Source organism: uncultured Thermus sp. (assembly GCF_938010445.1).
GTDB classification, from domain to species: domain Bacteria; phylum Deinococcota; class Deinococci; order Deinococcales; family Thermaceae; genus Thermus; species Thermus altitudinis.
Window position 1 is genome coordinate 23,058 of the sequence record NZ_CALLUR010000007.1, and the last position, 17,946, is coordinate 41,003.

The 17,946-nt window shown below is 64.8% G+C and carries 15 protein-coding genes; 4 read left to right on the forward strand and 11 right to left on the reverse strand.

Annotated elements, in window-relative coordinates; all coding sequences use genetic code 11:
• Nucleotides 1–37: 37 nt before the first annotated feature.
• From Q0693_RS00510 to glnA, 7 genes are all read right to left on the reverse strand, one after another.
• Nucleotides 38–1,543: a glutathione ABC transporter substrate-binding protein gene (locus Q0693_RS00510; RefSeq protein WP_298628196.1), complete on the reverse strand. Its 1,506-nt coding sequence runs from the start codon at nucleotides 1,541–1,543 to the stop codon at nucleotides 38–40.
• Nucleotides 1,544–1,672: 129 nt separating this feature from the next.
• Nucleotides 1,673–2,386 (reverse strand): ABC transporter ATP-binding protein, encoded by a 714-nt coding sequence (locus Q0693_RS00515; RefSeq protein WP_243030661.1) that lies wholly within the window; start codon nucleotides 2,384–2,386, stop codon nucleotides 1,673–1,675.
• Nucleotides 2,383–3,162, reverse strand: coding sequence for an ABC transporter ATP-binding protein (locus Q0693_RS00520; RefSeq protein WP_243030662.1), 780 nt, complete (start codon nucleotides 3,160–3,162; stop codon nucleotides 2,383–2,385). Before Q0693_RS00520 ends, Q0693_RS00515 begins: the two co-directional genes overlap by 4 nt.
• A complete protein-coding gene (locus Q0693_RS00525; protein ID WP_298628203.1) occupies nucleotides 3,159–4,487 on the reverse strand; it encodes a branched-chain amino acid ABC transporter permease in 1,329 nt (442 codons plus the stop codon). Before Q0693_RS00525 ends, Q0693_RS00520 begins: the two co-directional genes overlap by 4 nt.
• Nucleotides 4,484–5,452, reverse strand: a complete 969-nt coding sequence (locus Q0693_RS00530; RefSeq protein WP_298628205.1) for a branched-chain amino acid ABC transporter permease — start codon at nucleotides 5,450–5,452, stop codon at nucleotides 4,484–4,486. Before Q0693_RS00530 ends, Q0693_RS00525 begins: the two co-directional genes overlap by 4 nt.
• 65 nt (nucleotides 5,453–5,517) lie before the next feature.
• Nucleotides 5,518–6,690, reverse strand: a complete 1,173-nt coding sequence (locus tag Q0693_RS00535) for a branched-chain amino acid ABC transporter substrate-binding protein (protein WP_243030666.1) — start codon at nucleotides 6,688–6,690, stop codon at nucleotides 5,518–5,520.
• 146 nt (nucleotides 6,691–6,836) lie between these two features.
• A complete protein-coding gene (glnA, locus tag Q0693_RS00540) occupies nucleotides 6,837–8,177 on the reverse strand; it encodes a type I glutamate--ammonia ligase (protein ID WP_298628208.1) in 1,341 nt (446 codons plus the stop codon).
• A 186-nt stretch (nucleotides 8,178–8,363) separates the two neighbouring features.
• Between glnA and Q0693_RS00545 the strand changes: the two genes are divergently transcribed.
• On the forward strand, nucleotides 8,364–10,016 hold the full coding sequence (locus tag Q0693_RS00545; RefSeq protein ID WP_298628211.1) for a 5'-nucleotidase C-terminal domain-containing protein: 1,653 nt from the start codon (nucleotides 8,364–8,366) through the stop codon (nucleotides 10,014–10,016).
• A gap of 61 nt (nucleotides 10,017–10,077) precedes the next feature.
• Here the strand turns inward: Q0693_RS00545 and Q0693_RS00550 are convergent, their stop codons facing one another.
• The 3 genes from Q0693_RS00550 to Q0693_RS00560 form a co-directional block, all read right to left on the reverse strand.
• Nucleotides 10,078–10,518, reverse strand: coding sequence for an MOSC domain-containing protein (locus Q0693_RS00550; RefSeq protein ID WP_243030671.1), 441 nt, complete (start codon nucleotides 10,516–10,518; stop codon nucleotides 10,078–10,080).
• On the reverse strand, nucleotides 10,515–11,219 hold the full coding sequence (locus Q0693_RS00555; protein WP_298628215.1) for a c-type cytochrome: 705 nt from the start codon (nucleotides 11,217–11,219) through the stop codon (nucleotides 10,515–10,517). The genes Q0693_RS00550 and Q0693_RS00555 overlap by 4 nt, the downstream gene beginning before the upstream one ends.
• A gap of 68 nt (nucleotides 11,220–11,287) precedes the next feature.
• A complete protein-coding gene (locus Q0693_RS00560) occupies nucleotides 11,288–12,511 on the reverse strand; it encodes a sulfite oxidase (RefSeq protein WP_298628217.1) in 1,224 nt (407 codons plus the stop codon).
• Nucleotides 12,512–12,658: 147 nt separating this feature from the next.
• Between Q0693_RS00560 and mutS the strand changes: the two genes are divergently transcribed.
• Complete coding sequence (mutS, locus tag Q0693_RS00565) at nucleotides 12,659–15,094, forward strand: DNA mismatch repair protein MutS (protein ID WP_298628225.1); 2,436 nt, start codon at nucleotides 12,659–12,661, stop codon at nucleotides 15,092–15,094.
• Nucleotides 15,091–16,710, forward strand: a complete 1,620-nt coding sequence (gene mutL, locus Q0693_RS00570; RefSeq protein WP_243030675.1) for a DNA mismatch repair endonuclease MutL — start codon at nucleotides 15,091–15,093, stop codon at nucleotides 16,708–16,710. The genes mutS and mutL overlap by 4 nt, the downstream gene beginning before the upstream one ends.
• Here mutL and rraA read toward each other — a convergent pair.
• Nucleotides 16,604–17,098, reverse strand: coding sequence for a ribonuclease E activity regulator RraA (rraA, locus tag Q0693_RS00575; protein WP_243030677.1), 495 nt, complete (start codon nucleotides 17,096–17,098; stop codon nucleotides 16,604–16,606). The genes mutL and rraA overlap by 107 nt on opposite strands.
• 18 nt (nucleotides 17,099–17,116) lie before the next feature.
• Here rraA and purU point away from each other — a divergent pair.
• On the forward strand, nucleotides 17,117–17,946 hold an 830-nt coding region (gene purU / locus Q0693_RS00580), incomplete at its 3' end, for a formyltetrahydrofolate deformylase (RefSeq protein ID WP_298628222.1).

Here is a 17,946-nt window from a genome sequence, read left to right on the forward strand (position 1 = left end):
CCGTGGGGAGAACCCCACGGGGGTAGGTAAGGCTCCTTTAGCGGAATCTGGCTTTGTACGCTAGGTAACGCTCTGTGGGGTGGACGAGGAAGCCCTGGACCTCCTGGCGGATGGCCGTAACCTGGACCTCGGAGTGAAGGAAGAGCCAGGGGGCGTCCTGCCAGATCCGGGTCATGGCCTCCCGGTAGAGCTGCTGCCGGCCTTGGGGCAGGGTGGAGATGCGTGCCTGGGCCAGCAGCTGATCCACCTGCGGGTTGCGGTAGAAGGCCCGGTTGAAACCGGGGGCCCATTGGCTGGAATGGAAGAGGGGGTAGAGGCCGTAGTCCGCGTCTCCCGTGACCGTTCCCCACCCCAGCATGGCCATTTGGATTCGGTTTTCCTTCAGCGGGCGCTGGGTTTCCTGGAGGTAGGCTCCCCACTCCAGGGTCTGGATGGAGGCTTCCACCCCTATCCGCCTAAGCTGGCCCTGAATGGCCTCGCACACCTGGATGTCCTGGAAGTAGCGGCCCGTGGGGCAGTGAAGGGTAATCCTAAGGGGCGTGGCCACGCCAGCTTGGCGCAGGAGTTCCTGGGCCCGTTGGGGGTTGTACTCGTATCGGCCAACGGGGCTGTAACCGAAGATTCCGGGGGCAATGGGAGCGTCGGATATACGACCGATTCCACCCAGGACGAACTGGAGGATCTCTTCCTTGTTCACCGCATGGTTCAGGGCTTGGCGTACCCTGGCATCGTTGAAGGGGGGGCGCTGGGTGTTGAAGTAAATGTAGATGGTGCGGAGGCTAGGGGTGCGCACCACTTCGATGGCCCGGTTGGCCTGGAGGCGGGCAATATCCTGGGGGGGGATGCGCACGGCCACATGGGCTTGGCCCGTCTCCACCAAGGCCACCCGGGTAGTGCCTTCAGGGACGGGGATAAAGCGCACTTGGGGGATGGGAGGTTTCTCGCCCCAGTAGGCCTCGTTGCGCACCAGGTCCACGAACTGTCCCTTTTGCCAGGCCTGGAAGCGGTAGGGCCCGGTGCCCACGGGGTTATCCCGGTACTGGGCTCCGAGGCGCTGGATGGCGGTGGGGCTCTGGATGGCGGTAGAGCTATGGGTCAGGTGGGCCAGGATGGGAGCAAAGGGGTTTTTAAGGCGGAGGCGCACGGTGTGGGAGTCCACCACCTCCACCCGCTCCAACTCGGAGAGGAGAAAGGCAAAGGGGCTCGCCAACTCCCGGGAGACGAGGCGCTCCAGGTTGAACTTCACCGCTTCCGCGTTGAAGGGGGTGCCGTCGTGGAAGGTTATGCCCCGTTTGAGGCGGATAACCAGGGTACGCCCTCCATCAGAAAAGCTGTGCCCTTCGGCCAAAAGGGGTACGATCCGCCCCTCCGGGGTGAGCTCGAAGAGGGTTTCGCTGATGTGGGTAACCACTGTGGCCGAGGGGGAGTCCTGGGCCAAGGGAGCATCCAGGGTGATGGGGTCGGTACCTTGGGCTACCACCAGGCGCTGGGCTAAGGCGCCCGTTAACGCCAGCAAAGCTAAAGCCAAAAGGCTTTTTCTCATAAAGGCCTCCTTTCCGAGGGCTATTTGCCCTAAGACCACAAGGAGTATAGTCCCCTGGGCTGGTTGGCGCAAGCCCAGGGTATACCTGAAAAGGGGCCAGGGATCCTCTGCCCCCTACACCCCTTTCCCTTATCCCTCCCCCAGGTAGGCCTTCTGCACCTCAGGATTCTGGGCCAGGTCGCGGGCCGGGCCTTCCAGGGTGATCTCCCCGGTGGCCAAAACATAGCCCCGGTGGGCGATCTGCAAGGCCAGGCGGGCGTTTTGCTCCACCAACAAGATGGTACGCCCTTCCCGGTTGAGCCTTTGGATGATCTCAAAGATGAAGTCCACCAGCACCGGGGCCAGGCCCATGGAGGGTTCGTCCATGAGGAGGATCCGGGGGTTTTGCATCAGGGCCCGGCCGATGGCCAGCATCTGTTGCTCCCCGCCGGAGAGGGTGCCCCCCTTCTGCCCCCGGCGCTCGTAGAGCCGGGGAAAGAGGGCGAACACCTCCTCCTTGCGCCCTTGCACCACCTTGCGGTCCTTTTCCAGATAGGCCCCGATCTCCAGGTTCTCCTCCACGGTGAGCCGGGGGAAGATCCGGCGGCCTTCGGGCACGTGCCCCACGCCCAGGGCCACGATCTGGTGGGCGGGGAGGCGGTGGATGGGTCTCCCCTGGAAGAGGACCTCCCCCTGTCGGGGTTTGACCAGGCCGCTGATGGTGCGCAAGGTGGTGCTCTTGCCGGCTCCGTTGGAGCCAATCAGGGTCACGATCTCCCCTTCTTCCACCCTCAGGGAGATGCCTTTGAGGGCGTGGATGTGGCCGTAGTAGGTATGGACGTCCTTGAGTTCCAGGAGGCTCATGCGGCACCTCCCGCGGCCCCCTTGCCCAGGTAGGCCTCGATGACCCGGGGGTTGGTGCGCACCTCTTCCGGGGAGCCCTCGGCGATCTTGGACCCGTATTCCAGCACGGCGATGCGGTCGGAAATGCGCATAACCAGGCGCATGTCGTGCTCAATGAGGACGATGGTGATGCCAAGCTCCTCCCGGAGGCGCTGGATGAAGGCCTGAAGCTCCTCGGTTTCCCGGGGGTTCATGCCCGCCGCAGGCTCGTCCAGGAGGAGGAGCCTGGGCCTTAGGGCCAAGGCGCGGGCGATCTCCAGCTTGCGTTGCTCCCCGTAGGGCAGGTTCTTGGCCAGCTCGTCCTTGCGCTGGGAAAGCCCCACGTACTCCAGAAGCCTTTTGGCCTCCTCTTCGGCCCGCCTCTCCTCCCGCCGGGCCAGGGGGGTGCGGAAGAGGGCGTGGAAGTAGGGCACGCGGATGTGGATGTGCATGCCCACCAGGAGGTTTTCCAGCACGGTCATGGCCCCGAAGAGGCGGATGTTTTGGAAGGTGCGCCCCACCCCTTCCTTGGCGATGCGGTCGGGGGGTAGGCCGGTCACATCCTTGCCAAAGAGGAGGATCTTTCCCTCATCGGGAGGGTAGATGCCGGTGAGGAGGTTGAAGAAGGTGGTCTTGCCCGCCCCGTTGGGGCCGATGACGGAGAAGATCTCCCCTTGGTTTACGGAAAGGCTCACGTTGTTCACCGCCACCAGACCGCCGAAGCGCTTGGTGGCCTGGGTGACCTCGAGGGCCTTCATGCTTCCTCCATCTCCGCCTTGTGGCGCTTCTCGGGGATGAGGCCTTGAGGACGGAAGATCATCATCAGGACCAGGATAAGGCCGAAGACTAGCCTTTCGTACTTGGCAGGGTCCACCTGGCTCGGGATCTGGGGCAGGCTGGTGCGCACGAACTCGCTAAAGGTTTTGAGCACGTCCAGGTTGAGGATGGTGAGGGCTGCGGCCCCCAGGATGGCCCCGGGGATGGAGCCCATGCCCCCCAGGATCACCATGCCCAGGATGGTGATGGAGGCCAGAAGGGTGAAGGACTCGGGGGAGACGAAGGTGCGCTGGGCGGCGAAGATCACCCCCATGACCCCGGAGAAGGCGGCCCCGGTCATGAAGGCCAGGAGCTTGGTGGGCAAGAGGGGAATCCCCATGGAGCGGGCGGCCACCTCATCCTCGCGGATGGCCACCCAGGCCCGGCCAAAGCGGGAGTTGGCCAGGTTCACGTTGGCCAGCACCACCAGGCCGATCATGAGGAGGACCAAGAGGTAGAAGAAGAGCTGGTAGTCCGTGGTCTGGTCCAGCCTTACCCCCAGGCTTCCCATCAGCTCCCGGAACCACTCAATGGGGGGGCGTTGCACGGGGGTAATGCCCTGGGGTCCGTTGGTGAAGTTGATGGGGTGGTCCAGGTTGTTGGCCAGGATCCGCACCACCTCCCCCAGGCCCAGGGTCACGATGGCCAGGTAGTCCCCGCGCAGTCTAAGGGCAGGAAGGCCGATGAGAAGGCCGGTCAGGGCCGTGGTCACGATGGCGATCCCCATGAACAGATACATGTACTCCCCAGGAAGGGGGAAGTTGCCCTGCATGAAGTTCTTGGCCTGTTCGCTGCCAAAGATGGCCCAGGTGTAGGCCCCTACCGCGAAGAAGGCGGCGTAGCCCAGGTCCAGAAGCCCCGCCATCCCCACCACCACGTTGAGGCCTAGGGCCATGGCCGCATAGATGCCGATCTGGATGCCCAGCTCAAAGATGAAGGTGTTGGCGAAGCCGGCCATGGGCACGCTGAGGAGGAGGATGGCCAGGCCCAAGAGGACCCGGATCCCGCCCGGGATACGGGGTAGGGTGGTGAGGGCCACCAGGATCCCCACCAGGCCGATGAGGCCCAGGGTGTTCCCCGAGCGCACCAGGCCCAGGGTAAAGGCCAGGGTGAGAAGGGCTAGGTTCAGGGTGCGCCAGGTGGGGGAAAGCCTAAGGAAGGCGGTGGCGCCCAGGGCCAGAAGGCCCAAGAGGTTGCTGAGAGCCCCTGGGGCCAGAAAGACCAGGCCCAGATAGGCCAGGCTAAGGAGAAGGGAGAGGGCGCTCATACTTTCTCCCGGACCACCTGCCCCAAGAGGCCTTGGGGCCGAACCAAGAGGATGAAGATCAGGATGAGGAAGGCCACCACGTCCTTGTACTCCGTGCCGAAGTTACCGTTCGTCAGGATGGGCAGGTAGGTGCCAAAAAAGTTTTCCAGCTGGCCCAGGACCAGCCCGCCCAGCATGGCCCCGGGGATGTTGCCAATCCCCCCTAGGACCGCCGCGGTGAAGGCCTTGATGCCGGGAAGGAAGCCCACGTAAGGGGTGATGGTGGTGTACTGCAGGGCGAAGAGCACCCCCGCCACCCCGCCCAAAGAACCTCCGATGAGAAAGGTGCGGGAGATGATGCGGTCCGGGTCTATGCCCATGAGGCTTGCGGTGTGGAGGTCCTGGGCCACGGCGCGGATGGCCACCCCCAGTTTGGTGCGGTTCACCAGGTAGGTGAGGCCCACCAGCATGAGGATGGACACCCCCATGAGGATAAAGGACTTGGTCTGGGCAAAGATGGCCCCGCCGAAGAGCTCCACGGAGCCCTCGAGGTCCTCCACGGTGCGCATGCGCAGGAAGAACTCGTTGTGCCAAAGGCCTTCCACCAGGCGCACCAGGTCCTGGAGGATGAAGGAAACCCCGATGGCGGTGATGAGGGGGACCAGGCGGTTGGTGGTGCCCCGGGCCCGCAAGGGGCGGTAGGCGAAGCGTTCCACCAAGATGGCGGTGATCCCGGCCACCACCCCGCCCAGGAGCACGGCTATGAGGAGCAGGAGGAAACCGTTGCCCACGTGGGGCGCCAGATAGCGGAAGACCTCCACCCCCACCACCGCCCCGATCATGAAGATCTCGGAGTGGGCGAAGTTGATGAGTTCCAAGACGCCGTAGACCATGGTGTACCCCAAGGCCACCATGGCGTAGACGAAGCCCAGGATGAGCCCGTCAAAGATCACCTGGGGCAGTAGGGCTAGGATTTGCTCCAGCAAGGTGCCTCCTTTCTCCGGGCCAAGGGGGTGGCCTTAAGGCCACCCCCTTGGGTTGGCATCCCCGTTTACCTGGCGCCTGGGGCGGCCATCTCAATGACCCGGATCAGCTTGTTGTCGTCCCACTTGCCGGTGGAGGCCACCTGCATGATGAAGTACTTGGCCTTCTTGTTGTCGCCCTTGTCGTCAAACTCAATGGTGCCGGTGAGGCCTTCCATCTTCACCTGGCGCACCGCCTGGGCCACCTGCTCCCGGGTGGGCTTCTTGCCGCCCGCAGCCTTGATGGCAGCTTCCAGCCCGGCCAGGATCACGTTGGCGGAGTCGTAGGCGTAGATGCCAAAGCCCTCCAGGTCCTTGCCGAACTTCTGCTTGAAGCGCTGGGCCACCGCCTTGGCCTTGGGGAAGGCGGAAACGGGGCCGGCCACCGTGGTGTAGAAGGTGCCGGCGGCGTTCTCCTTACCCGCCAGGCGCACGAACTCGCTGGAGTCAAGCCCGTCCCCGCCCATGAGCCGGGTTTTGAGGCCCCGCTCGCGCAGCTGCTTCACAAAGGGGCCAATCTGGCTGTAGATGCCCCCGAAGTAGATGAGCTCGGGCACGGGCCGGGCCCCACGGATCTGGTTGATGATGGGCACGAAGTTGGAGGTCTCCTCGGTGCCCACGAAGGCCACGGCCTTGCCGCCCAGGGCCTCGAGGCGCTTCTTGAACTCCTCCGCCAGGCCCTGGCCGTAAGCGGTCTTGTCGTGGATGATGAAGACGTTTTTCACCTTCAGGTTGTTGAAGGCGTACTCCGCCCCCACCGGACCCTGGACGTCGTCCCGCCCACAGATACGGTTCACGTTGGGGAGCTTGCGGTCCGTGACCCGGGGGTTGGTGTTGGCGGGGGAGACCATGACCAGGTTCACCCGGGCGTACACCTCGCTGGAGGGGATGGCCACGCCGGAGTTCAGGTGGCCCACCACGCCCAGGATGTCGGGATCGTTGATGATGCGGTTGGCGTTGGCCACGCCCACGTCGGGGTTGGCCTGGTCGTCGTAGGGGACCAGGACCAGGTCAAAGCCCAAGGCTTTGAACTTGGCCTTGGCCTCCTCAATGGCCAGCTCCGCCCCCAGCTTGATCTGTTCGCCCAGGGCGGCCTGGGGGCCGGAAAGGGGAGACTGGGTGGCGATCTTGATGACGTTGGCCTGGCCCAGGGCCATGCCCAGGGCGGCCACACCTGCTACCAGCAAGCCGATTTTCCTCATACGCACCTCCTTAAGAGCACGCGTTCGCGTTGCGGCCCCATTCTAAGGGGGGGGTACCGGTTCTTGTCAATGCCCCCTCGTAAGTTTATGCCTGACCCACGGGTCAGCCCCTCCCCCTCCCAGGGGGAGGGGCCTAATACCCACCCTTAGTACGTGGCCAGGTACTGGTCCAGCTCCCACTGGTGGACCGTGACCCGGTAGTCGTCCCACTCCATCTGCTTGGCCTGGAGGAAGTGGGTGTAGATGTGTTCCCCCAAAGCCTCCTGGATCACGGGGTCCTTCCTCAGGGCCTCGAGGGCCTCCCTTAGGGTTCCGGGAAGCTCGCGGATCTTGTGCTTGCGCCTCTCCCGCACGCTCATCTGGTAGATGTTGCGCTGGATGGGGGGTGGGGGGAGGAGCTTGCGCTCCATCCCGTCTATGGCGGCAGCGGCCATGACCGCCAGGGCCAGGTAGGGGTTGGCGGAGGGGTCGGGCATCCTGAGCTCCGCCCGGGTGCCCACGCCCCGGCGGGCGGGCACGCGGATCATGGCCGAGCGGTTGGCCGCCGACCAGGCGATGTTGGTGGGGGCCTCGTACCCGGGGGTGAGGCGCTTGTAGGAGTTCACCAGGGGGTTGGTGATGGCCACCATGCCCTCGGCGTGCTCCAGAAGCCCGGCGATGAAGTGGAGGGCGGTCTGGGAAAGCTGGTACTCGGCCTTGGGGTCATAGAAGGCGTTTTCCCCCCCTTTGAAGAGGGAGAGGTGGGTGTGCATGCCGCTGCCGTTAATCCCCCGGATGGGCTTGGGCAGGAAGGTGGCGTGGAGGCCGTGGTTTAGGGCTATCCGCTTCACCACCCACTTGAAGGTGGCGATGTTGTCGGCGGTGGTGAGGGCCTCGGCGTACTTGAAGTCAATCTCGTGCTGGCCGGGGGCCACCTCGTGGTGGGAGGCCTCAATCTCAAAGCCCATGGCCACCAGGACGTTCACCATGTCCCGCCGGGCTTCCTCGCCCTTGTCAATGGGGGCTAGGTCAAAGTAGCCCGCCCGGTCGTGGGTTTCCACCGTGGGCAGGCCGTCAGGGGTGCGCAGGAAGAGGAAGAACTCCGGCTCGGGGCCCACATACATGTTGTCAAAGCCCAGCTTTTGCAGCCGTTCCACCTGGCGCTTCAACACGTACCGCGGGTCTCCCTCAAAGGGGCGGCCGTCGGGGTAGGCCACGTCGCAGATGAGCCGGGCCACCCGGCCGCGGGCGGGGTCTTCCAGGCTGTCGGGCAGGATGACGAAGGTGTTGTAGTCGGGCTTGAGGAGCATGTCCGATTCCTCAATCCGGGTGAAGCCCTCAATGGAGGAGCCGTCAAACATGATCTCCCCGTCCAGGGCCTTCTCAAACTGGGACTCGGGGACCTCCACGTTCTTGACCACCCCCAGGATGTCGGTGATCTGGAGCCTCAGGAACTTCACCTTCTCCGCCTTGAGCGCTTTGAGGATTTCTGCCTTGGTGTACGCCATTTCTTGCCTCCTTGACCTGCCGAGGCCGGGTTTGCCGCTCTTCTCCCCAGCAGATTGTGCGAAGTGTACAGCCATCTTGTGCATGTTGTCAAGGGTTGTGGTGTCACCGCGAAAGTCTGTGGGGGCCTTGGGTCCTTGACCGTCCCCTGACCGGGCTTTGGGTAGACTAAGGCCTGGAGGTCGGGTATGTATAAACGGCGTGAAGTATTGAAGGCGGGAGCGGCTTTAGGCTTGGCGGGCTTGGGCCTGGGGCGGGCCCAGGGAGGGTTTACCCTCACCCTGGTGCACACCAACGACACCCATGCCCACCTGGAGCCCATGGAGCTTACCCTTTCCGGCAAGAAGGTGCAGGTGGGGGGGGTGGCCCAGCGCATCGCCTTCTTTGACCGCCTAAGGGCGGCTCGGAAGAACCTCCTTTTCCTGGATGCGGGGGATGTCTTCCAAGGCACCCTCTATTTCAACCAGTACCGGGGCCTGGCGGACCGGTATTTCATGCACCGGGCCCTCTACCGGGTGATGGCCCTGGGTAACCACGAGTTTGACCTGGGGCCTGGCCCCTTGGCGGAGTTCTTGCGGGGAGCCCGGTTCAAGGTGGTCTCCGCCAACGTGGGGGTGGAGCGGGAGCCCCGGCTAAAGGGGTTGTTTGCCCCCTATGCCGTGGTCCTGGTGGGGGGGGAGAAGGTGGGGGTGGTCGGCCTCACCACTCCCGCTACCCGGGAGATCGCCAACCCCGGGCCCACCGTGGACTTCCTGGACCCCTATGAGTCCGCCCAGAAGGCGGTGTACGAGCTTTTGCAAAAGGGGGTCAACAAGATCGTGGTCCTTTCCCACCTGGGCTACGGGGAAGACCTGAAGCTGGCCCGGAGGCTTGTGGGGGTGCAGGTGATCGTGGGCGGGCACTCCCACACCCTTTTGGGTAGCTTCCCCCACAAGGAGCTCGCCCCGGCGGGGCCCTACCCCACGGTGGTGAAGAACCCTGAGGGCAAGGACGTGCTGGTGGTCCAGGCCTGGGAGTGGGGCAAGGTGGTGGGCCTGTTGGAGGTGACCTTTGACGCCAAGGGGGAGGTTCTGGCCTACAAGGGGGAACCCTTCCTCATGACCCCCGAGGTGGCCCCGGAAGACTTCTTCGCCAAGGAGGCCCTCTTGGCCTACGCCCAGCCCGTCCTAGCCCTGATGGGGCAGGTGATCGCCCAGGCCAAGGTGGACCTCATCGGGGAAAGGGCCATCGTGCGGAGGCGGGAGAGCAACCTGGGGAACCTGATCGCCGACGGCATGGTGTGGAAGACGCGGAATGCGGGGGTGCAGATCGCCCTGCAAAACGGCGGGGGGATCCGGGCTTCCATTCCCAAGGGTCCCATCACCGTGGGAAAGGTCTACGAGGTCCTGCCCTTCGGCAATACCCTGGTGGTGATGGATCTAAAGGGCAAGGAGATCAAGGCGGCGTTGGAGAACGGGGTTTCCCAGTGGGAGCAGACGGCAGGCCGCTTCCTCCAGGTTTCCGGCCTGCGCTACGCCTTTGACCTCTCCCGCCCCGTGGGCGACCGGGTGGTGCGGGTGGAGGTGAAGACGGAGAAGGGGTATGGGCCCCTGGACCTCGAGGCCACCTACCGGGTGGTGGTGAACAACTTCATCGCGGCTGGTGGGGACGGCTTCACCGTGCTCAAGGAGGCCCAAGGCTATAGGGTGGACACGGGCTTCAGCGACGCGGAAAGCTTCATGGATTACTTGCGGGAACTCAAGGAGGTGGAGGCGGGCATAGAGGGCCGGATTGAGGTCCTAAACGAGCCCAAGGGGGAAAGGCCGGCCTACTGGCCCTTTGCGGTTCCGGTGACGGTGTAAGGGTTTTCCTGGCCATAAGGGGCCTGAGGGGTTTCCTCAGGCCCCCAGAGCCTTGTCCCAGCTAGACGGCAACCAGAACCCAGACGGGGTCGCCCACCCGTACCCAGCCCCCCTCGAGGACCCGGGCATAGAGGCCCCGGCCCCCATAGAGGAGCTTGGGAAGCCGGAGATCAAACTGGGAAAGGCTGGAGCAGACCGTACACACATAGGAGAACGCCAAAAGGGCCTCCCCCACCCTCAGCCGGGCGCCTGGGGGAAGGGCATGGGGATCCAGGTCCAGGAGGAGGTTCTCCCCTAAGGCCCCAAAGGGGAGCTCAATCCCCGCTTCCCGAGCCCTCTCGTAGGCGGGAAGCCCCGCCACCAACACCGCCCGCTCGGGGTCTTTGCCCGCGTGCCGGTCCCCTTTGGCGCCGAAACCGGCAAGGAGCTCCAAGCTTTCCACCTGGGGCTTGGGTAAACCCGAGCCCAGGCCCAGGTGGAGGGAGATTACCTTTCCCGTCATGGCAACTTTAGCCCTTGCCTAAGTTTCAAGACCTCTTCTGGGGTGAGTCCCTTGGCCCGGGCAGCCTTAACCTCATCCGGGGTGTAGGCTTTGAAGTCCTTGGGGGCTCCCCATTCCGCCAGGTGGTTCAGCACCAGGGCAATCTCCTCGTCGGAAAGCCAGCCAAACCCCGGCATAAGGCCGCCATACTCCTTGCCCCCTATGCGGATGGTCCCTTGCACCCCGTACAGTACGGCTAGAAGAAGGTAGCTTCGGCCCCCCTCCGCCCCTAGGAGGCTCTCCATGTGCCCCTTGAGGGGAGGGAAGTTGGGTGGATTGCCCTCCCCTTGGGGTCCGTGGCACCCAGCGCAGTTGGCGTAGACCTGGGCCCCGGTCTTGGGGGCAGGGGAGGCTTGGACCTGGGGCGGAGCCGGTGGGGGTTCGGTGCCCAGGTAGGTGGCCAGGTAGTCCAGGATGGCGCCCCTCTCTTCGGAGGTGAGCCTTAGGCCCTGGAGCACCATCTCGTCTATGATCCCATCCCAGCGGTCCCGGGAAAGCCTTTCCCGGGCAACGAAACCGATGTCGTGGCAGGTTTGGCATTTGGCCAGGACCAGGTCCTTCCCCGGTCCTTCCGGTAGGGTGTACTGCCCAAACGCCAGGTAGCCCAAAAGCCCTAAGGCCAATGCCATCCAAGGAAGAAAGCCCTTTTCTAGCCTTCGCATATTACCCCCGGTGGGTACATCTTCCAGGCCTAAAGAGCCCCTGGCCAGAGGCCAGGGGCCAAGGCATATCAGGCCACGGTGAACTTCACCCGCATCACACCGCTATACTCGTAGCCCCGCTCGTTCCAGGCGATGTTGCCATCCAGGGGCTGGCTGCGGCCGGCGGCGTCCCAAGCCCGGGCCATGATCTCGTGCTGCCCAGGGCGCAGGTAGAGGGTGGCCCGCCAGCGGACCCAGGCAAAGGTTTTCCCCTGGGTGGCCAGCTGCGCCTGGTGCCAGGTGCGCCCTCCGTTGGTGGAAACCTCCACGCTCACGATGGGGACAATCCCGTCGTTGAAGGCCACCCCCTCCACCCGCACGTAAGGGCCTTCCACCGTCTGGCCCTCGAGGGGGGCAAAGATGAAGCTATTCAGGGTGACCAGCCAGTTGGAGCGGGAGTTTTGGAGATTGTAGGGGTAGCGCTGGCCGGGTTCCTGGGGCAGGAAGGGGAGGTGGGTGTTGGGGATTACGGGTACCCGGTAGCGGGGCACCTGCTCGGCGGTGGTGTTCTCCCCCTCGGTGAACTCGATCTTCTCCACCCACTTCACATTGTTCACCCCAAAGTAGCCCGGGAAGACCAGGCGCACGGGCCCTCCGTGCACCGCCGGCAGGGGTTCCCCATTCATGGAGAGGGCCAGGAGGGCGTGTTCCAGGGCGTGGATGGGCACGCTGCGCACGAACTCGGGGGCATTGCCTTGGCGGCTGGCGTGGGCGGTGATGAAGAGGGCCTTCTCGCTTGGCTTCACCCCTTTGGCCGCCAGGAAATCCTTTAGGCGCACGCCGCGGAAGGTGACGTTGCCCACCCCACCCCGTTGCCAGGGGTTGCCGGAGGGGCGGGGGTTATAGAGGGTGCGCCCGTTGCCCGAGCACTGGAGGACCATGGTGACCTCGGCCTGGGGTAGGGCGAAGAGCTCGCTCACCTCAAAGCTGAAGGGTTTGTCCACCAGCCCCCCTACCTCCACCTTCCAGCCCTGGGCGCTGGCCCCCTCCACCGTGTTATAGCCGGGAAGGTCCACGTTGTTGCGGATGTAGAGGATCTCCTTGGGCGTTTTTTCCGGTTGGCTGACCAAGAGGTCATAAGGGGTTTCCATGACCACCGGGCGCTGGGAAAGGACGATGAGCTTGGGGTGTTTCCCCTTAACCAGTTGGTCCGCGGTGGGGGCTTGTTGGGCCCAGCCACGCCCGCCTGCAGCCAAAAGGGCTGCGCCCATACCCATGAGCTTCAAAGTGGTGCGCCGGTTAAGGTTCTGCATAACCTGACCCCCCTTTAGGACTTTTGTCCCTCGGGTTTTTATGCTAACCAGCACACCCTACCGATGTCAAGTTAGGGTAGGCTGCCATCTAGCCCTTGGGCATGGGACGAGGGAAAAAGGTATGTACCGGGGTATAGGAAGCTTATGATGGGGGTTATGCTGAAGGGCGAGGGTCCAGGCCCCCTTCCCCCCCTTCTCCAACAATATGTGGAGCTAAGGGACCGGTACCCCGAATACCTCCTCCTCTTCCAGGTGGGGGATTTCTACGAGTGCTTCGGAGAGGATGCCGAAAGGCTGGCCCGGGCCTTGGGCCTGGCCCTGACCCACAAGTCCAGCAAGGACTTCACCACCCCCATGGCGGGGATTCCCATCCGGGCCTTTGACGCCTATGCGGAAAGGCTCCTTAGGATGGGTTTCCGCCTAGCCGTGGCCGACCAGGTGGAGCCCGCGGAGGAGGCGGAGGGCCTGGTAAGGCGGGAGGTGACCCAGCTCCTCACCCCGGGCACCTTGGTGCAGGAGGCCCTTCTGCCTAAGGAGGCCAACTACCTGGCGGCCGTGGCCACAGGGGACGGGTTTGGGGTGGCCTTTTTGGACGTGTCCACGGGGGAGTTTAAGGGGACGGTTCTTAAGAGCAAAAGCGCCCTCTACGACGAGCTCTTTCGCCACCGGCCCGCGGAGGTGCTTTTGGCGCCGGAGTTACGGGAGAACGGGGCGTTTGTGGAGGAGTTTCGGAAGCGTTTTCCGGTGATGCTCTCGGAGGCCCCCTTCGATCCCGTGGGCGAGGGGCCCTTGGCCCTGCGCCGGGTCCAGGGGGCGCTCCTTTGGTACGCCCGCTGGACGCAAGGGGAAGGGTTCTCCCCCAGGCCCTTTCGCCTCTATGACCCTGGGGCCTTCATGCGCTTGCCGGAGGCTACCTTAAGGGCCCTCGAGGTCTTTGAGCCCATCCGGGGGCAGGACACCCTTTTTGGCGTGTTGGACGAGACCCGCACCGCCTTTGGCCGCAGGCTTCTCCAAAGCTGGCTGCGCCACCCCTTGGTGGAGAGGGGGGCCATAGAGGCCCGCCTGGACCGGGTGGAGCGGTTCGTGCGGGAAGGGGCCTTGCGGGAAGGGATAAGGAGGCTCCTCTTTCGCATGGCGGACCTGGAGCGGCTCGCCACCCGGCTGGAGCTGGGGCGGGCAAGCCCCCGGGACCTGGGGTCTTTGCGGCGCAGCCTGGAGATCCTTCCGGAGATCGCCGCCCTTCTTGGGGAGGAGGTGGTCTTGCCGGACCTGACGCCCCTTCTGGAGGAGCTCAAGGCCGCCTTGGTGGAGGATCCTCCCCTAAAGCTTTCCGAGGGGGGGCTTATCCGCGAGGGCTATGATCCCCACCTGGACGCCCTGCGCCAGGCCCAGCGGGAGGGGGTGGCCTATTTTCTGGAGCTGGAGGAGAGGGAGAAGGCGAGAACCGGTATTCCCACCCTTAAGGTGGGGTACAACGCGGTCTTCGGATACTACCTGGAGGTGACCCGGCCCTATTACGAACGGGTTCCCCCCGAGTACAAGGCCATCCAGACCCTCAAGGACCGGCAGCGCTACACCCTGCCGGAGATCAAGGAGCGGGAAAGGGAGCTTTACCGCCTCGAGGCCCAGATCCGCCGCCGGGAGGAGGAAGCCTTTCTGGAGCTTAGGGAAAAGGCCAAGGGGGAGGCCGAGGCCCTCAGGGAAGCGGCCCGGGTCCTGGCGGAGCTGGACGTCTACGCCGCCTTGGCGGAGGTGGCGGTACGCCAGGGCTACACCCGGCCCCGTTTTGCGGAGCATCTGCGCATCCGGGGGGGGCGGCACCCGGTGGTGGAAAGGCGCACGGGCTTTGTTCCCAACGACCTGGAGATGGCCCACGAACTGGTCCTGGTCACCGGGCCCAACATGGCGGGGAAGAGCACCTACCTGCGCCAGACGGCCCTCATCGCCCTTCTGGCCCAGATCGGCAGCTTTGTGCCCGCAGAGGAGGCCACCCTTCCCCTCTTTGACCGCATCCTCACCCGCATCGGGGCCTCCGACGACCTGGCGGGAGGCCGGAGCACCTTCATGGTGGAGATGGAGGAGGTGGCCTTAATCCTAAAGGAGGCTACGGAAAACAGCCTGGTCCTCCTGGACGAGGTGGGGAGGGGGACGAGCTCCTTGGACGGGGTGGCCATCGCCACCGCCGTGGCCGAGGCCCTGCACGCAAGGCGCTGCTACACCCTTTTCGCCACCCATTACTTTGAGCTCACCGCCTTGCCCCTGCCCCGGCTGAAGAACCTGCACGTGGCCGCCAAGGAGGAGGAAGGGGGCTTGGTCTTTTACCACCAGGTCCTCCCCGGCCCCGCCTCCAAGAGCTACGGGGTGGAGGTGGCCCGCATGGCGGGGCTCCCTCGGGAGGTGGTGGAAAGGGCCAAGGCCCTCCTCCTGGCCATGGCCGCCCGGAGGGAGGGGGTGGCCGAGGCGGTGTTGGAAAGGCTTTTGGCCCTGGACCCCAATAGCCTCACCCCCCTCGAGGCCCTCCGCCTTCTCCATGAGCTAAAGGCCTTGGCCCTGGGCACCCCTTTGGATACCATGAAGGGGTGATCCGCATCCTTCCCGAGGAGCTCCGGGGGCTTCTGGCCTGGGGCGAGGTGGTCTTTTCCCTTAGGGATGCGGTGCGGGAACTCTTGGAAAACGCCCTGGACGCGGGGGCCAGAAGGGTGCGGGTGGAGCTTTTTGGCGGAGGGGAAAGGATCGTGGTGGAGGATGACGGGGAGGGCATTCCCTTCGCCGAGCTTCCCCTGGCGGTGGAGCCCTTTGCCACCAGCAAGCTCAAGGACCCGGAGAGGATCACCACCTTGGGCTTCCGCGGCCAGGCCCTTTATGCCCTAAGGCAGGCGGCCCTCCTGCGCATCCGTTCCCGGCCCCGCCTCCAGGTGGGTGGGGGGCTGCTCCTGGCCCAGGGGGACCGGGTGGAGCTTAAGGAGGCGCCTGCCCCCCCGGGGACCCGGGTGGAGGTGGTGGGCCTTTCGGGGAGGGGCTCGGAGCAGGAGGTGGGGGAGCTTTTAAGGCGCTACCTCCTTCACTATCCTTGGCTTTCCCTGGCCTTCTTCGCCGAGGGGGAGGCCCGGCTCCTCTTCCCCGGGGCGGGGCTTAAGGAGGCGGCCCGGCTGGCCTTTGGCCGGGTTTTGGCGGAAAGGCTTCTCCACTTGGAGGGAGAGGCTGGCAGCCTTCGTCTGGAAGGGCTTCTTTCCGGGCCCCAGGCCTCCCGCACCCGGCCCGACCTTCTCTTTCTTGCCATCAACGGCCGCCCCGTGGCCTGGCCCCAAAGGCTCCTGAAGGTGGTGCGCCGGGCCTACCGGGAGCTTTTGCCGGAGGGGCATTTCCCCGTGGGGGTCTTGAACCTCACCCTGCCCCTAGGGGCCTTCCGCCTGCGGTTGGATGCCCGGAAGGAGGAGGTGGAGGTTTCCCAGGAGGTGGAGGCCTTCTTGGAGGAAAGCCTACGCCAGGCCTTCCAAAGCCAAAACCTGGCCCGAAGCCTTCCCGAGCCCAGGCCCCTTGGGCCCCTGAGTCCGCCCACGCCCTCAGGGCTTCCCCGCCTCCGCTACCTGGGGCAGTTTAGGGAGAGCTACCTTCTGGCGGAGGCGGGGGATACCCTCTACGTGGTGGACCAGCATGCCGCCCATGAGCGGGTGATTTACGAGGAGTTTCAAAGGCGTCTTAGGGAAGAAGGGCTAAAGGAGCTTCCCTACCCGGTGCTGGTGGAGCTTTCCCCAGCCGAGGAGGCCCTTTTAGAGGAAAGAGGGGAGGCCTTGATGGCTTTCTTTGCCTTTCAGGCCTTTGGTCCTGGGAGGGTGCGGCTCCTTATGGCTCCTTCCTTCCTCCACCCCTACCCCCTTCTCCTGGCCGAGGCCTTCAAGGAGGTCTTGGGGGGGGAGGGGAGGAGCCTAAGGGAACTCTTAGCCCGCTTGGCCTGCCTGCCGGCGGTGAAGGCGGGGCATCCCCTATCCCAGGCGGAGGGCCAGGCCCTTTTGGACGCCCTCTTAGGGTGCGAAACCCCCTGGGTCTGCCCCCATGGCCGCCCCACCCTTTTGGCCCTTAGGGAGGAGGACCTCATCCGGCGCTTTGGCCGCCGCCAGGGGGCGAGGGCAGGAGAAGGATCCCGTCCTCGTCTGCTAGAAGAAAGCTTCCCGGAAAAACCGTGGCCCAAGGGAGGCTAAGGGGTATATCCACTTCTCCCAGCCCCTCCTTGGCGCTTTTCCTGGGGGTGGCCGCCAGGGCCAGGATGCCCAGGGGCACCTCCCGGAGCTCCTCCACATCCCGCACCGCCCCGTGCACCACCACCCCGGCCCAACCCCTTTGCCAGGCTAGCCGGGCCAGGTTGCCGCCCAAAAGGGCGGTTTTCAAGGAGCCTCCCCCATCCACCACCAGCACCTGGCCGGCTCCTTCCTCCGCCAACATCCTGCGCACCAAGGCGTTGTCCTGGAACACCTTGAGGGTGCGTACCCGCCCTTGAAAGCGGGCCCTTCCGCCAAAGCTCTTGAAGACCATGGGCAGGGTTTCCGCCTCGAGGTGGGCGTCCGCAAGGTCGGTGGTCCGCCAGTCCATGGGGATATAGTAGCCCCTATGGAAGAGGCGCGGCTCCTCATCACCTGCCCGGACCGGCCCGGCATCGTGGCTGCCGTGTCCGGGTTCCTCTACGCCCACGGGGCCAACATCACGGATCTGCAGCAGTATTCCACCGACCCGGAAGGCGGCACCTTCTTCATGCGCCTGGCCTTCACCACCCCCCACCTGGACCTCTCCCGCCCCGCTTTGGAACGGGCCTTCCAGGACGTGGTGGCCAGCCGCTTTCAGATGGAGTGGCGCTTGGCCTACGCTTCGGAAAGGAAACGGGTGGCCATCTTGGTTTCCCGGCCCGCCCACGCCCTTTTGGAACTCCTTTGGCGCTACCGGGTAGGGGAGCTTTCCATGGACCTCCGGATGGTGGTCTCCAACCATCCCCATCACCAGGAGGAGGTGGAGCGCTTCGGTATCCCTTACCACCATGTGCCCGTGGAAAAGGGGCGGAAGGAGGAAGCCGAGGAGAGGATCCTGGCCCTCCTCGAGGAGGAAGGGGTAGAGCTTGTGGTCCTGGCCCGCTACATGCAGATCCTCTCCCCCCGGTTTGTGGCCCGCTACCCCATGGGCATCATCAACATCCACCATTCCTTCCTGCCGGCCTTTGCCGGGGCCGACCCCTACCGCCAGGCCCACGAGCGGGGGGTTAAGCTCATCGGGGCCACGGCCCACTACGTCACCGAGGAGCTGGATCAAGGGCCCATCATTGAGCAGGACGTGGTGCGGGTATCCCACCGCCACACGGTGGCGGAGATGCGCCGGCTGGGACAGGAGCTGGAACGCACGGTCTTGGCCCGGGCGGTGCGCTGGCACCTGGAAGACCGCATCCTGGTCCA

Excerpts from the sequence above, each read along its gene's own strand:
- Q0693_RS00535 (WP_243030666.1), bottom strand. The coding sequence starts at position 6,690 with ATGAGGAAAATCGGCTTGCTGGTAGCAGGTGTGGCCGCCCTGGGCATG.
- Q0693_RS00515 (WP_243030661.1), bottom strand. The coding sequence starts at position 2,386 with ATGAGCCTCCTGGAACTCAAGGACGTCCATACCTACTACGGCCACATC.
- Q0693_RS00555 (WP_298628215.1), bottom strand. The coding sequence starts at position 11,219 with ATGCGAAGGCTAGAAAAGGGCTTTCTTCCTTGGATGGCATTGGCCTTA.
- glnA (WP_298628208.1), bottom strand. The coding sequence starts at position 8,177 with ATGGCGTACACCAAGGCAGAAATCCTCAAAGCGCTCAAGGCGGAGAAG.
- Q0693_RS00510 (WP_298628196.1), bottom strand. The coding sequence starts at position 1,543 with ATGAGAAAAAGCCTTTTGGCTTTAGCTTTGCTGGCGTTAACGGGCGCC.
- mutS (WP_298628225.1), top strand. The coding sequence starts at position 12,659 with ATGGGGGTTATGCTGAAGGGCGAGGGTCCAGGCCCCCTTCCCCCCCTT.
- rraA (WP_243030677.1), bottom strand. The coding sequence starts at position 17,098 with ATGGACTGGCGGACCACCGACCTTGCGGACGCCCACCTCGAGGCGGAA.
- Q0693_RS00525 (WP_298628203.1), bottom strand. The coding sequence starts at position 4,487 with ATGAGCGCCCTCTCCCTTCTCCTTAGCCTGGCCTATCTGGGCCTGGTC.
- Q0693_RS00560 (WP_298628217.1), bottom strand. The coding sequence starts at position 12,511 with ATGCAGAACCTTAACCGGCGCACCACTTTGAAGCTCATGGGTATGGGC.
- Q0693_RS00545 (WP_298628211.1), top strand. The coding sequence starts at position 8,364 with ATGTATAAACGGCGTGAAGTATTGAAGGCGGGAGCGGCTTTAGGCTTG.
- Q0693_RS00520 (WP_243030662.1), bottom strand. The coding sequence starts at position 3,162 with ATGAAGGCCCTCGAGGTCACCCAGGCCACCAAGCGCTTCGGCGGTCTG.
- Q0693_RS00550 (WP_243030671.1), bottom strand. The coding sequence starts at position 10,518 with ATGACGGGAAAGGTAATCTCCCTCCACCTGGGCCTGGGCTCGGGTTTA.